This window comes from Hyunsoonleella sp. J2K-J805, from assembly GCF_057167125.1.
This window is the reverse complement of the sequence record NZ_CM169901.1, coordinates 822,519-837,125: the sequence shown is the minus strand read 5'-3', so window position 1 is coordinate 837,125 and position 14,607 is coordinate 822,519. Positions and strand designations below refer to the sequence as shown.

Genomic DNA, 14,607 nt, shown 5'->3' with positions numbered 1-14,607 from the left:
AGCATGAATCAACCTTTGGCATATGTGCATCCTGGTGCAAAAATTGCAAAAAACGTTGTAATTGAACCCTTTACTACAATCAATAATAACGTGGTAATTGGCGAAGGTACTTGGATAGGTAGTAATGTTACTATCATGGAAGGTGCCCGTATCGGAAAAAATTGTAATATTTTCCCAGGCTCGGTTATTTCGGCAGTACCTCAAGATTTAAAGTATAATGATGAGGATACTACTGTAGAAATTGGTGATAATGTGACCATAAGGGAATGCGTTACGATTAACAGAGGTACGGTAGACAGAATGAAAACAGTTATCGGGGATAATTGTTTAATTATGGCATATTGCCATGTAGCCCATGATTGTATTGTTGGGAATAATTGTATTTTTTCTAATAATAGCACGCTTGCAGGACATATTACAGTAGGCGATTATGTGGTTTTAGCAGGTATGACAGCTGTACATCAATTTGTTTCTGTTGGAAATCATGCCTTTGTTACGGGAGGTTCATTAGTTAGAAAAGATGTGCCGCCTTATGTAAAAGCAGCGCGCGAGCCTTTATCTTATGTAGGCATAAATTCAGTTGGGTTAAGACGAAGGGGTTTTACAACAGAAAAAATTAGGGAAATTCAAGATATATACCGTATTCTATATCAAAAAACGTACAATAACTCTCAGGCAGCAGATATTATTGAAGCTGAAATGCAAGCGACCCCGGAAAGAGATGAGATTCTTCAGTTTATAAAGAATTCACACAGAGGTATTATGAAAGGATACTTCAAATCAAATTAAATAAAAAGTTAAAGAAAATATTTTATGGTTACGACGAGTGATATCAGAAACGGATTATGCATTAGATATAACAACGACATATATAAGATTGTTGAATTTTTACATGTAAAACCAGGCAAGGGGCCTGCATTCGTAAGAACAAAATTAAAAAGTGTTACCAATGGCAAAGTCATTGACAACACCTTTTCTGCGGGACATAAATTAGATGATGTTCGTGTTGAAACGCATAAATTCCAGTTTTTATATCATGACGGTGAGTATTACCACTTCATGAATACTGAAGATTACACGCAAATTCAATTATTAGAGGCTGCACTTGACAACTCCGGACTAATGAAGGAAGGAGAGGTTGTTACAGTTTTGATTAATACTGAGGATAATATGCCATTATCGGTAGATTTACCGGCAAGTGTTATTTTAGAAGTTACACATACCGAACCAGGAGTTAAAGGAAACACCGCAACAAATGCAACCAAACCCGCAACGGTAGAGACTGGGGCAGAGGTAAACGTTCCTTTATTTATTAATGAAGGCGATAAGATTAAGGTTGAAACCGCAAAGGGCACATACAAAGAACGCGTAAAAGAATAATTTAGTTGAAGTTTCCAAAACCAGAATCCTTAAAAAATATAGCGCAATTAATTAATTGTGAATTTGTTGGCGACTCAAGTTTTCCTGTTTTGGGAATGAACGAAATTCATGTTGTTGAACCCGGGGATATCGTTTTTGTAGATCATCCCAAATACTACGATAAAGCATTACAATCTGCTGCAACCATCATTTTAATTAATAAAAAAGTTGATTGCCCAGAGGGAAAAGCATTGTTGATTAGTGATGACCCGTTTCGAGATTTTAATAAAATAACTAATCACTTTAAGCCTTTTCAGTCCTCTCATAAATTAATTTCAGACTCTGCTCAAATTGGATTAGGTTCTGTTATTCAGCCAAATACATTTATTGGACATAATGTAAAAATTGGTAAAAATTGTATTATCCATTCAAATGTAAGCATCTATGATGATACAGTAATTGGTAACAACGTTACAATACACGCAGGTACTGTTTTGGGTGCTAATGCATTCTATTACAAAAAGCGACCAGATGGTTATGATAGATTAAAATCTGGAGGAAGGGTGGTTATTGAGGATAATGTTGATATTGGGGCAGCTTGTACAATAGATAGAGGTGTTACAGCAGATACTAAAATAGGCGAGGGTTCAAAATTAGACAATCAAATACAAATAGGTCATGATACGGTTTTAGGTAAGCAATGTTTAATAGCATCACAAACTGGTATTGCTGGTTGTGTTGTAGTTGAAGATAATGTTACTATTTGGGGACAAGTAGGCGTAAAAAGTGGTATAACGATAGCTAAAGGAACTGAGTTGTATGCGCAATCAGGACTTGGCCATTCTACAGATGAAAACAAGACTTATTTTGGGTCGCCAGCTTTTGAAGCTAGAGAAAAGTTTAAAGAAATGGCATATATCAGGAAAATCCCTGAAATATTGGCGCAGCTTAAGAAGCAAAAAAATAGTTAATATTTAGATAAACTTTAAAGAAAAGTAATGTTTTACTTTAAAATCTATGCTTAAAAAATTACTTTTGTTTCAATTTAAATAAATTTGAAAAATCATCACTTATGAGTGTATTAGTAAATAAAAATTCAAAAATAATTGTTCAAGGTTTTACAGGAAGCGAAGGTACATTCCATGCCAGTCAAATGATTGATTACGGTACCAATGTTGTCGGTGGAGTAACTCCTGGCAAAGGAGGGCAAACACATTTAGATAAACCTGTTTTTAACACGGTGGAAGAAGCTGTTAATCAAGTAGGAGCCGATACAACCATTATTTTTGTGCCACCTGCATTTGCTGCAGATGCTATTATGGAAGCTGCAGACGCTGGAATTAAGGTGATTATTACGATTACAGAAGGTATTCCTGTGGCAGATATGATTACTGCTTCAAATTATATAAAAGATAAAGGCTCAAGATTAATTGGCCCTAATTGTCCAGGTGTTATCACTCCTGGTGAAGCAAAAGTTGGTATCATGCCAGGTTTTGTATTCAAACAGGGTAAAGTTGGTATTGTTTCTAAATCAGGGACGTTAACTTATGAAGCTGCAGACCAAGTTGTAAAACAAGGTTTAGGTATTACCACAGCTATCGGCATTGGAGGAGATCCAATAATAGGTACTACAACCAAAGAAGCCGTTGAGCTTTTGATAAATGATCCAGAGACTGAAGCTGTAGTGATGATAGGAGAAATTGGTGGGCAATTAGAAGCTGATGCTGCAAATTGGTATAAAGAGAGTGGTAGCAAGAAACCTATTGTTGGTTTCATTGCTGGTGAAACGGCACCTGCGGGACGTACCATGGGACACGCGGGAGCTATTGTTGGTGGAAGTGATGATACTGCACAAGCCAAAAAGAAAATTATGAGAGCTTGTGGTATTCATGTTGTAGATTCACCTGCTGAGATTGGGAAAAAAGTTGCCGAAGTAATGGCTTAAGTATAAATTAGATCCGTTGAAAACCTTACAAATATTGTGAGGTTTTTTTATTTGAAGCCACTTCTATTTATTATATTTGAACAACTTGTTTACATGAAATCAACTATTATAAACTAACTATAACTCATGAAATTATTAGAAGGAAAAACAGCTATAATTACAGGTGCCAGTCGAGGTATTGGTAGAGGAATAGCAAAGGTTTTTGCAGAACATGGTGCTAACGTAGCGTTTACTTACAGCTCTTCTGTTGAAGCTGCAAATGAGCTGGAAAAAGAATTGAAGGCTTTAGGTGTAAATGCAAAAGGCTATCAAAGTAACGCGGCAAGTTTTGAAGAAGCACAAGAACTAGCTGCAGATGTAGTTAAAGACTTTGGAGGTATCGATGTATTAATAAATAATGCTGGTATTACAAAGGATAATTTGCTCATGCGTATTAGTGAGGAGGATTTTGATAAAGTTATTGAAGTAAACCTCAAATCGGTTTTTAACATGACAAAAGCGGTTCAGCGTACAATGCTTAAGCAGCGCAGAGGCTCAATTATCAATATGAGTTCCGTAGTTGGAGTAAAGGGTAATGCTGGACAAACCAATTATGCAGCATCAAAAGCTGGAATTATAGGTTTTTCTAAATCTGTCGCACTAGAATTAGGTTCTAGAAACATTCGAAGCAACGTGATTGCCCCTGGTTTTATAGAAACTGAAATGACAGCTAAATTAGATGAAGAAGTTGTAAAAGGCTGGAGAGCTGGCATTCCGTTAAAACGAGGTGGAACACCAGAAGACGTTGCAAATGTCTGTGTGTTTTTAGCAAGTGACATGAGTGCATACGTAACTGGACAAACGCTAAATGTAGATGGGGGAATGCTTACTTAAAAGATATTAATGCAAATAGAAACAGTTTTATACATAATACTATCTGGAATTATAGCGCTACTTGTAGCGCTTTTTCAGTATAAGTATAAAGAGAAACATAGACATGCATTATCTATTGCTTTTTCATTTCTAAGGTTTTTATCCGTATTTGCTATTTTGTTGCTTTTGGTGAATCCTAAATTCGACCAAGTTCAGGTTTTTACCGAAAAACCAAATCTTATTGTTACTGTTGACAATTCCAACTCAATTAAACATTTAAATCAAGTTGAGAATATCAATCAAACTCTTAGCACAATTAAAAATAATACTGAGCTTACTGAAAAATTTGATGTTGAGTACTTCAGATTTAATGAGGATATTGAAAACTCTGTAGTCTTAGATTTTGAATCTAAGGGAACAGATATCGACAAAGCATTAAATCAGATTTCTGATATTTATAAAAATGATATTGCGCCGATTGTTTTAATTTCAGATGGAAATCAAACATTTGGGAATGATTATGCGGTTTCCAATAATTATTCTCAACCTATTTATCCCATTATTTTAGGAGATACAACTACATATACCGATTTACAAGTAAAACAACTTAATGTCAATAAATATGCGTTTTTAAAAAACAAATTTCCCGTTGAAGCTATTTTATTATATCAGGGCAATACCGATATTACTTCTAGGTTTACCGTAATTTCAAATGGTAAAAGTGTATTTAATAAAACTATAAGTTTTTCAAAGGAAAATAATTCTGAGATAATCCAATTTACGTTACCAGCTAATAAAGTAGGGGTTAGAAGTTATACTGCAAGGTTAGAACCGATTCAAACAGAGAAAAACAAGATAAACAACTCAAAGAAGTTTGCTGTTGAAGTGATTGATCAAAAAACGAAAATTGCTTTGGTAAGTGATATGATTCATCCAGATATTGGAGCCCTAAAAAAAAGCATAGAAAGTAACGAACAGCGTGCTGTTTCAATTTTAAATCCATATGAAATTTTAAATCAACTAAATGATTTTCAATTAATTATACTTTATCAGCCTAATAATAAATTTAAGAGATTATATCAAAATTTAGAAAAAGAATCGATAAACACATTTACTATAATTGGAACCAAAACGGCATTAGGTTTCTTAAATAGTACAGTTGAAGTTTTTAATCAAGAGTCCACTGGACAAAAAGAGGATTTTCAACCAAAGGTCAATCTAAACTTTTCACCTTTTTTAGTGGAAGATATTAACTTTGAAACTTTTCCTCCTTTGATTGGGCCATTTGGTGCTTCAAATTTTTTTGTGCCTTATGAAACTTTGCTAGAGAAAACAGTTTTGGGGATTGATAAAAATGAGCCCTTGTTGGCAACATTAGAGCATAATTCTATAAAAAAAGCAGTCTTATTTGGAGAAAATATTTGGAGATGGCGTTCCCAGAGTTTTATAAACGAAAAATCTTTTGCAGATTTTGATAACTTCATGGGGAAATTGGTACAGTATTTAGCTTCAAGCAAAAGAAAATCTAGGCTAACCGTTGAATATGAATCGTTTTACACAGGTAGTTCCAATATTATTTTAAAAGCCCAAATTTTTGATAAAAATTACGAATTTGATGCACGTCAATCTTTATATGTTATTCTAGAGAATACAGTTTCAAAAGAAAAACAAGTATTTCCTTTTGTACTTAAAAACAATAACTATCAGGTTGATTTAAGTGGATTAAACCCTTCCAAATATAGTTTTACGGTACGTTCCAAAGGGGAAAATATTTCAAAATCGGGTAGTTTTGAAGTATTGGAATATAACATTGAGCAACAATTTTTAAATGCAGATGTAACTAAACTGCAACAACTTGCTACTAATACAAATGGTAAGGCATATTTTTCGAATGCTGTTGATGCTTTGATTTCAGATTTATTATCTAATGAAAGCTATAAAACAATTCAGAAAAGCAATAAAAATACCATACCTTTGATAGATTGGAAATTTCTGCTTGGTATCATACTTTTATCACTTTCAGCGGAATGGTTTTTAAGAAAATATAACGGACTAATTTAAATACATAACTATGGAAAGATTACCAAAAATTGCATTCCCCATAATAGTGGTGGCAATTATATTATTTGTTTTACTTGCCAAATCGGCTATAACTATTGGATCTGGTGAGGCTGGTGTTTTGTACAAAACATTTGGTGGCGGTGTTGTAACTGATGAGGCTCCTATGGGAGAAGGATTTCATATCGTTGCGCCTTGGAACAAGGTCTACATTTACGAGGTACGTCAGCAAGAATTATTTGAAAAAATGAGAGTGTTATCATCTAATGGATTAGAAATTCAAATTGACGGTTCTGCTTGGTATCAACCGGTATATAACGATTTAGGGAAACTACATCAAACCTTGGGAGAGAACTATTTACAGCGTGTTATTCAACCTGCTATACGTAGTGCTGCAAGAAGTGTTGTTGGGCGTTATACACCAGAGCAATTGTATTCCACCAAGAGAGACGCCATTCAAGATGAAATTTTTGTGGAAACAAAGAAAATTTTAGAAAAGCAATTCGTACAATTAAACGAGGTTTTAGTCCGCGATGTAACTTTACCTCCAACCATCAAAGAGGCAATTGAGCGCAAATTAAAGCAAGAGCAAGAATCTCTAGAATATGAGTTTAGATTAGTTACTGCAGCAAAAGAAGCTGAAAAAGTAATTATTGAAGCTAAAGGTAAAGCGGAATCAAACAGAATTTTAAGTGCCTCTTTAACAGATAAAATTCTTCAAGATAAAGGTATTGAAGCAACTGTTAAACTTTCAGAATCACCAAATAGCAAAGTCATTGTTATTGGTTCAGGTGATAGTGGTATGCCTATTATTCTAGGGAATCAATAAAAAGAATAAATTCATCAAACAAGGAGTTCTTTTAAAAATTATTAATTTTTCAGCATTCAAATATTAATAATTTTTAATTGTTACAAGAATTGTATTTATAATTTGGTTTAAATCATTTAAATTATAGATATTTGTATCAAATAAATAACATGACTTTTACTCAAACACATCATCATTTTTGCATTTGCTCTCAAGCGAAGTAAAAATGTATTGAGTAATATCAACATATATTTTAAACCCGTTTGAGACAATCAAGCGGGTTTTTTAGTGAAACTCAATTTGAAGAAGTCCAAAGGACGTACTTAAAATTGTAAGTTGAACTAATCCCGCTGAAAATCAGGATATAAGTTCTCAATCTGGAAACAGATAAATTAATTAAGATTTAAAATGAGTAAATTAAGAATTGCAGTGCAGAAATCGGGTCGATTAAACGAAGACTCGATGCGTTTATTAAAAGACATTGGTATTTCTATTGATAATGGAAAAGACCAATTAAAAGCTTCGGCAAAAGGGTTTCCAGTAGAGGTTTTCTATTTGCGTAATGGAGATATTCCACAATATTTAAAAGACGGTGTGGTTGATGCGGCCATAATTGGCGAGAATGTTTTAATCGAAAAAGGAGAGGGCATTGGTATAGTTGAAAAGCTAGGATTCTCGTCTTGTCGTGTTTGTATTGCAGTCCCAAAAGGAGATAAATATAAAAGCATTAAGGATTTAGAAGGCAAGCGAATTGCAACATCTTATCCGAATACAGTTCAACAATTTTTAGATAAAAATGGCGTAAGTGCAAATCTGCACATTATTAATGGCTCTGTTGAAATAGCTCCAAATATTGGTTTAGCTGATGCTATTTGTGATATTGTTTCTAGTGGTAGTACTTTGTTTAAAAACAACTTAAAAGAGGTTGATACGATTTTAAAATCAGAAGCGGTTTTAGCAGTGTCTCCAAAATTAGATGCTGAACGTCAAGCCATTTTAGAGAAAATTAAATTTAGAATTCAGTCTGTTTTGAAAGGTAGGGACTCTAAGTACGTCCTGTTAAATGCACCTAATGATAAACTAGAAGATATTATTAAAGTATTACCTGGAATGAAAAGCCCAACGGTATTGCCTTTAGCCGAAGAAGGGTGGAGTTCTGTACACTCTGTAATTAGTAAAAATCAGTTTTGGGATGTCATAGACGACTTAAAGGCCAAAGGTGCGCAAGGTATTTTGGTATGCCCAATTGAAAAAATGGTACTTTAATTTTTTGTCATTCTGAACTCGTTTCAGAATCTCACTATTAATTTGAAGATTTAAGTAATGCAAATCATAAAAAATCCAAATAGAAACGAGTGGTCTGAAATTTTAAAAAGACCAACCCAAACCGTTGGAGATATTGAAGATACTGTTAATACAGTGTTTAAAGATGTTTCTGCAAATGGGGATAGTGCTATTAAGCAATATACGCAAAAGTTTGATGGCGTCTCTTTAGAATCTAATGTGGTGACTTCTGAAGAAATTGAGGAGGCCATTCAATTAGTTCCAGAAAAATTACAGGATGCCATAAAGCAGGCAAAGCACAATATTGAAACGTTTCATAAGGCTCAAAGAACATCTAAAGTAGAGATAGAAACTACTAATGGCGTGAAATGTTGGCAAGAAAAAAGACCGATACAAAAAGTAGGTTTGTATATTCCTGGAGGGACGGCACCTTTATTTTCAACAGTATTGATGTTGGCTGTTCCTGCTCAAATAGCGGGTTGCAAAGAGATCGTTTTATGTTCTCCACCAAATAAAGAAGGTAAACTAGCACCTGAAATTTTGTTTACAGCTAAATTATGTGGAGTTACTAAAATTATCAAAGTTGGTGGTATTCAAGCCATAGCAGGATTAACTTTTGGTACAGAAACGATTCCAAAAGTTTATAAAATTTTTGGACCAGGAAATCAATTTGTAACCGTTGCTAAACAAATAGCCACAAAATATGGTGTAGCTATTGATATGCCTGCAGGACCAAGTGAATTATTGGTTGTTGCAGATGAAACTGCAAATGCCGCTTATGTGGCATCAGATTTATTGAGTCAGGCTGAACATGGTACAGATAGTCAAGTTATCTTAGTAACTACTTCAAAAGACATGATTACTAAAGTTTCGGAGGAAGTTGCGCAACAGTTAGCAGTTTTACCACGTAGAACCATTGCAGAAAAAGCCATAGCAAATTCAAAATTAATTTATGTTGAAGATGATGCAACAGCCATAGAAATAATCGATGAATATGGACCAGAGCATTACATTATCTGTTGTAAAAACGAAGACTTATATGTTGATAATATCAATAATGCAGGATCAGTTTTTATAGGTGATTACACGCCTGAAAGTGCAGGAGATTATGCTTCGGGAACCAATCATACCTTACCAACTAACGGATTTTCAAAAGCCTATTCAGGTGTAAACTTGGATAGTTTTATGAAACAAATGACCTTTCAAAAAATATCTAAAGAAGGCATTTTGAATATTGGAGAAACCATTGAATTGATGGCAGAGGCAGAAGGCTTACAAGCCCATAAAAATGCGGTAAGCATTCGATTAAAGGATTTAAAAAAATAACTTTTGTCATGCTGAACTAAATTTAGCATCTAAAGATTATGATAGATATACAAAAATTAATAAGACCAACGGTAAAAGCACTAAAACCTTATTCATCGGCAAGAGATGAATATCAAGGTAATAGTGACGACATGGTATTTTTAGATGCTAACGAAAATCCGTTTGAAAATGGGGTGAATCGTTATCCAGATCCACAGCAACGTACCGTGAAATCATTACTTTCAGAAATTAAAAGCATTCCACAAAAAAATATGCTTTTAGGAAATGGAAGTGATGAAGTTTTAGATTTAATTTACAGAGCATTTTGCGAACCAAATCAAGACAACATCATTACATTGCCACCAACTTATGGTATGTATAGTGTATTGGCTAATATTAATGCTATCGAGATTAAAAGTGTTCAGTTAGATAAAAATTTTCAACCTAAGGTTGATGAAATACTGAATATTACCGATTCAAATTCTAAATTATTGTTTCTGTGTTCGCCTAACAATCCCACAGGGAACAGTTTTGAAGCTTCTTCAATTGAAAAGTTGATAAATGAATTCAAAGGTATTCTAGTTATTGATGAAGCGTATATTGATTTTTCAAATGAAGAAAGTTGGGTAAGCAGATTGAATGAATTTCCTAATTTAATTGTAACGCAAACCTTATCAAAAGCTTATGGAATGGCAGGTATTCGATTAGGAATTTGTTATGCTTCAGAAGAAATCATTTCAGTATTAAATCGCATTAAACCGCCATATAATGTGAATGAGTTAACGCAACAAAAAGCGATTGCACAATTAGAGCAAAATGAGGTAACCCAAAAACAGGTGGCCGAAATTTTGAAAGAGCGAGATATTTTGGTTGAACAATTAGATGCGATTAGTTTTGTGTCAAAAATATATCCATCGGATGCTAATTTTTTATTGGCCAAGGTAGATGATGCTACAAAGCGTTATAATGAGTTAATAAAAAAAGGCATCGTAATCAGGAATAGAACGACGCAACCAGGATGCGAAAATTGTTTGCGTTTTACAATTGGAACTAAAAAAGAAAACGAAGTTTTAATAAAAGCTTTAAAAGCGTTAGAGTGATTTGTCATTCCGCACTGTCACACTGAGCGCAGTCGAAGTGTGATGCGGAATCCACAATAGACTATGTAATTTAAAATAGATTCCTGCCTTCGCAGGAATGACAAAAAAAATGAAGAAAGTACTTTTTATCGATAGAGACGGCACATTAGTATTAGAACCACCAGTAGATTATCAATTAGATAGTTTAGAAAAGCTGGAATACTACCCAAAAGTATTTCAATACATGGCTAGAATAGCTAATGAATTAGATTACGAATTGGTTATGGTGACTAACCAAGACGGTCTAGGAACAGATAGTTTTCCCGAAGACACCTTTTGGCCAGCTCAAAATAAAATCATTGATGCGTTTAAAAAAGAAGGCGTCGTATTTTCAGAAGTTCATATTGATAAAACCTTTCCGCATGAAAATGCAGATACACGCAAACCAAGAACCGGCTTATTAACGCAGTATTTTTCAAAAGACTATGATTTGGAGAATTCGTTTGTGTTAGGCGATAGAATTACAGATATGGAGTTGGCTAAAAACCTTGGCGCAAAGGGTATTTATTTATCTGAAGATCCAGAATTAGGAGCCGATGAAATTGAAAGTTCAAAACAAGATATTTTAGACTGTATAGCTTTAACAAGCACAGATTGGGCAGAGATATACGAGTTTTTAAAGTTGAAAGATAGAGTGGCTGAAATTACTAGAAACACTAATGAAACAAAGATATATATAAAGCTTAACTTAGATGGTTCTGGTAAAAATGATATTGATACTGGCTTGTCATTTTTCGATCACATGTTAGATCAAATTGGGCGACATGGTGCGATGGATTTAACCATTAAAGTTGATGGTGATTTAGAAGTTGACGAACACCATACTATTGAAGATACCATGATTGCTTTAGGCGAATTGTTTCATAAAGCCTTAGGTGATAAATTGGGCATAGAGCGCTACGGTTTCTGTTTACCAATGGACGATTGTTTAGCACAAGTAGCGGTTGACTTTGGCGGAAGAAATTGGCTGGAGTGGGATGCAGAGTTTAAACGTGAAAAAATAGGGGATATGCCAACGGAGATGTTTTTCCACCTATTCAAATCGTTTACTGATGGTGCGAAATGTAATTTAAACATAAAAGCAGAAGGCACAAACGAACATCATAAAATTGAAGGGATTTTTAAAGCCTTTGCAAAAGCTATGAAAATGGCTGTAAAACGCGATCCTAACAAGATGTTTTTACCAAGTACAAAGGGAATGTTATAAAATAGCCTTTAGCCTTTAGCTACTAGCATTTTGCTAAGAGCCAAAAGCTAAGAGCCAAGAGCTTATAAATGAAATTAGTAATAATAAATTACGGTGCAGGAAACATAAAGAGTATTCAGTTTGCTTTCAATCGTTTGGGTTGTGATGCTATTTTGTCAAATAATCCAGAGGAAATAAAAGCTGCTGATAAAGTGATTTTTCCTGGTGTTGGAGAAGCAAGTTCTGCAATGAAAATGCTTAAAGAAAGTGGTTTAGATGAATTGATTCCTACGCTTAAGCAACCCGTTTTGGGGATTTGTTTAGGTATGCAACTCATGTGTTTACATACTGAAGAAGGCGATACGAAAGGTTTGGGTATTTTTCAAACCAAGGTAAAACGCTTTTCTGAGCATGTGAAAGTGCCACAAATGGGATGGAATGTTATTAAAGATTTAAAATCTGATTTATTTAAAGATATCAAAGAAAACGAATACATGTATTTGGTTCACAGTTATTATGCAGAACATTGTAATGAAACCATTGCTGCTACAGATTATGGTATTAATTATGCGTCGGCATTACAACATGAAAATTTTTATGGTACGCAATTTCACCCAGAAAAAAGTGGAAATGAAGGAGCCAAAATATTAAAGAATTTTTTAGCACTTTAGTGTCATTCTGAACTTGTTTCAGAATCTGAAAATATAAAACAAAAAGACCCTGAAACAAGTTCGGGGTTGATTAACAAGTTAATCAATGAGAATAATACCAGCCATAGATATTATAGACGGAAAATGTGTACGTCTCACCAAAGGAGATTATGATACTAAAAAAGTATATAATGAAAATCCGCTTGAAGTTGCAAAAATGTTTGAAGCTTCAGGCATCGAGTATTTGCATTTAGTAGATTTAGATGGCGCTAAGGCGAAGCATATTGTAAATTATAAAGTATTAGAGCAAATTGCTTCTAAAACCAAATTAAAGATTGATTTTGGAGGTGGTTTAAAAGCAGATGAAGACTTACATATTGCCTTTAATTCTGGAGCAAGACAGGTTACAGGTGGAAGTATTGCTGTAAAAGACCCTAAAACATTTGAAGGTTGGGTTTCTAAATATGGCGGCAATAAAATTATTTTAGGTGCTGATAGTGATGCTGGAAAAGTATCAATAAGTGGTTGGATGGAACAAAGTAAAGAAGATGTTATTCCATTCATTAAAGGCTATCAAAAGAAGGGGATTCAATATGTAATTTGTACTGATATTTCAAAAGATGGTATGCTGGAAGGTCCATCTTTTGATTTGTATAAAGACATCATTGAAGAGTGTTCCAATAGTAGTAGTGGTCAATCTATAAAATTAATTGCCTCTGGAGGTATATCACATATTGATGAGTTGCCAAGACTCATTGAATTAGGTTGTGAAGGTGTTATTATTGGTAAGGCTATTTACGAAGACAGAATTAGTCTTCAGCAATTAGAAAAATTTGTGTAGCTAATAGTAATTAGATTTTAGTACTAAGTATTTAGAATGAATAAGTTTGAAGATTTGCATATTTGGAAAAAATCAATGAATTTGGTAGAACAAGTTTATTTGTTATCAAATGAGCTGCCTAACGAAGAACGTTATGGGTTGATATCTCTAATGAAAAGATGTAGTATTTCAATACCTTCAAATATAGCAGAAGGTGCTGGGAGAAATTCAAAAAAAGAGTTTATTCATTTTTTATCAATTGCAAACGGCTCAACATCAGAGCTTAAAACGCAACTATTATTGTCATTAAGATTAAATTTTCTTCCTAATGACATAGTTGAACCTTTAATTAACTTATGTAATGAAATTCAAAAGATGAATAGGTCATTACAAAACAAACTAAACTAACTTCTAGATACTAGAGACTAAATACTGATAAAAAGTGTTAACAAAAAGAATCATACCTTGTTTAGATATTAAAAATGGGCGTACTGTAAAAGGTGTAAATTTTGTTGATTTACGTGATGCAGGAGACCCTGTGGCATTAGCAAAGCAATATGCAGATCAAGGCGCTGATGAACTTGTATTTTTAGATATTGCAGCCACTTTAGAAAATAGAGGTACAACTTTAGATATGGTATTGCGTGTTGCAGAACAGGTTAATATTCCGTTTACCGTAGGTGGCGGTATTTCCAGTATTGCTCATGTAGATGCATTATTAAAAAACGGTGCAGATAAAGTTTCTATTAATTCTTCGGCAGTAAAGCGACCGGAATTGGTAAATGAATTGGCTGATAAATTTGGTAGCCAATGTGTAGTGGTGGCTATCGATGCGAAACAAGTTAACGGAGACTGGAAAGTGCATTTAGCAGGAGGAACGATTCCAACGGAGATTGATTTGTTTGAATGGGCAAAAGAAGTTGAAGAACGTGGTGCTGGAGAAATTTTGTTTACATCTATGAATCATGACGGTACTAAAAATGGTTTTGCTAATAAAGCCTTAGCGAAATTATCAGGAGAATTAAATATTCCAATAATTGCATCAGGTGGTGCAGGAAATATGCAGCATTTTGTAGATACTTTTAAAGAAGGAGAAGCTGATGCGGCATTGGCGGCTAGTGTGTTTCATTTTGGAGAAATTCCCATTCCAGAGTTAAAAAAAGAATTAAAAAAACAAGATATTGAAGTGCGTATTTAAAAA

Annotated in this window: 15 protein-coding genes; all 15 read left to right on the top strand. The window is 34.0% G+C overall.

Annotated elements, in window-relative coordinates:
• Positions 1 to 3 precede the first annotated feature (3 nt).
• On the top strand, positions 4 to 789 hold the full coding sequence (gene lpxA / locus AC1B0Z_RS03715; protein WP_483794208.1) for an acyl-ACP--UDP-N-acetylglucosamine O-acyltransferase: 786 nt from the start codon (positions 4 to 6) through the stop codon (positions 787 to 789).
• 24 nt (positions 790 to 813) lie between these two features.
• A complete protein-coding gene (gene efp / locus AC1B0Z_RS03710) occupies positions 814 to 1,380 on the top strand; it encodes an elongation factor P (RefSeq protein ID WP_483794207.1) in 567 nt (188 codons plus the stop codon).
• Between the two features lie 5 nt (positions 1,381 to 1,385).
• Positions 1,386 to 2,330 (top strand): UDP-3-O-(3-hydroxymyristoyl)glucosamine N-acyltransferase, encoded by a 945-nt coding sequence (locus AC1B0Z_RS03705; RefSeq protein WP_483794206.1) that lies wholly within the window; start codon positions 1,386 to 1,388, stop codon positions 2,328 to 2,330.
• Positions 2,331 to 2,431: 101 nt separating this feature from the next.
• The gene (gene sucD / locus AC1B0Z_RS03700) at positions 2,432 to 3,304 is read left to right on the top strand and encodes a succinate--CoA ligase subunit alpha (protein WP_483794205.1); all 873 of its coding nucleotides are present in this window, start codon (positions 2,432 to 2,434) and stop codon (positions 3,302 to 3,304) included.
• A gap of 126 nt (positions 3,305 to 3,430) precedes the next feature.
• Positions 3,431 to 4,177, top strand: a complete 747-nt coding sequence (gene fabG / locus AC1B0Z_RS03695) for a 3-oxoacyl-[acyl-carrier-protein] reductase (protein ID WP_483794204.1) — start codon at positions 3,431 to 3,433, stop codon at positions 4,175 to 4,177.
• 9 nt (positions 4,178 to 4,186) lie between these two features.
• The gene (locus AC1B0Z_RS03690; protein ID WP_483794203.1) at positions 4,187 to 6,217 is read left to right on the top strand and encodes a VWA domain-containing protein; all 2,031 of its coding nucleotides are present in this window, start codon (positions 4,187 to 4,189) and stop codon (positions 6,215 to 6,217) included.
• A gap of 10 nt (positions 6,218 to 6,227) precedes the next feature.
• Positions 6,228 to 7,043, top strand: a complete 816-nt coding sequence (locus AC1B0Z_RS03685) for a prohibitin family protein (RefSeq protein WP_483794202.1) — start codon at positions 6,228 to 6,230, stop codon at positions 7,041 to 7,043.
• Between the two features lie 387 nt (positions 7,044 to 7,430).
• On the top strand, positions 7,431 to 8,288 hold the full coding sequence (gene hisG / locus AC1B0Z_RS03680; protein ID WP_483794201.1) for an ATP phosphoribosyltransferase: 858 nt from the start codon (positions 7,431 to 7,433) through the stop codon (positions 8,286 to 8,288).
• Between the two features lie 57 nt (positions 8,289 to 8,345).
• Complete coding sequence (hisD, locus tag AC1B0Z_RS03675) at positions 8,346 to 9,632, top strand: histidinol dehydrogenase (protein WP_483794200.1); 1,287 nt, start codon at positions 8,346 to 8,348, stop codon at positions 9,630 to 9,632.
• 38 nt (positions 9,633 to 9,670) lie between these two features.
• A complete protein-coding gene (gene hisC, locus AC1B0Z_RS03670; RefSeq protein ID WP_483794199.1) occupies positions 9,671 to 10,711 on the top strand; it encodes a histidinol-phosphate transaminase in 1,041 nt (346 codons plus the stop codon).
• A gap of 109 nt (positions 10,712 to 10,820) precedes the next feature.
• Entirely contained in the window at positions 10,821 to 11,957 is a 1,137-nt protein-coding gene (hisB, locus tag AC1B0Z_RS03665) for a bifunctional histidinol-phosphatase/imidazoleglycerol-phosphate dehydratase HisB (RefSeq protein WP_483794198.1), read from the top strand.
• 68 nt (positions 11,958 to 12,025) lie between these two features.
• Positions 12,026 to 12,607, top strand: a complete 582-nt coding sequence (hisH, locus tag AC1B0Z_RS03660; protein WP_483794197.1) for an imidazole glycerol phosphate synthase subunit HisH — start codon at positions 12,026 to 12,028, stop codon at positions 12,605 to 12,607.
• An 85-nt stretch (positions 12,608 to 12,692) separates the two neighbouring features.
• Complete coding sequence (gene hisA, locus AC1B0Z_RS03655; protein ID WP_483794196.1) at positions 12,693 to 13,427, top strand: 1-(5-phosphoribosyl)-5-[(5-phosphoribosylamino)methylideneamino]imidazole-4-carboxamide isomerase; 735 nt, start codon at positions 12,693 to 12,695, stop codon at positions 13,425 to 13,427.
• A gap of 36 nt (positions 13,428 to 13,463) precedes the next feature.
• Positions 13,464 to 13,814 (top strand): four helix bundle protein, encoded by a 351-nt coding sequence (locus AC1B0Z_RS03650; RefSeq protein ID WP_483794195.1) that lies wholly within the window; start codon positions 13,464 to 13,466, stop codon positions 13,812 to 13,814.
• A gap of 34 nt (positions 13,815 to 13,848) precedes the next feature.
• Positions 13,849 to 14,604 carry an imidazole glycerol phosphate synthase subunit HisF gene (gene hisF / locus AC1B0Z_RS03645; protein ID WP_483794194.1) on the top strand — a complete coding sequence of 252 codons (756 nt, stop codon included), beginning with the start codon at positions 13,849 to 13,851 and terminating at the stop codon, positions 14,602 to 14,604.
• The last annotated feature ends 3 nt before the right edge of the window (positions 14,605 to 14,607 follow it).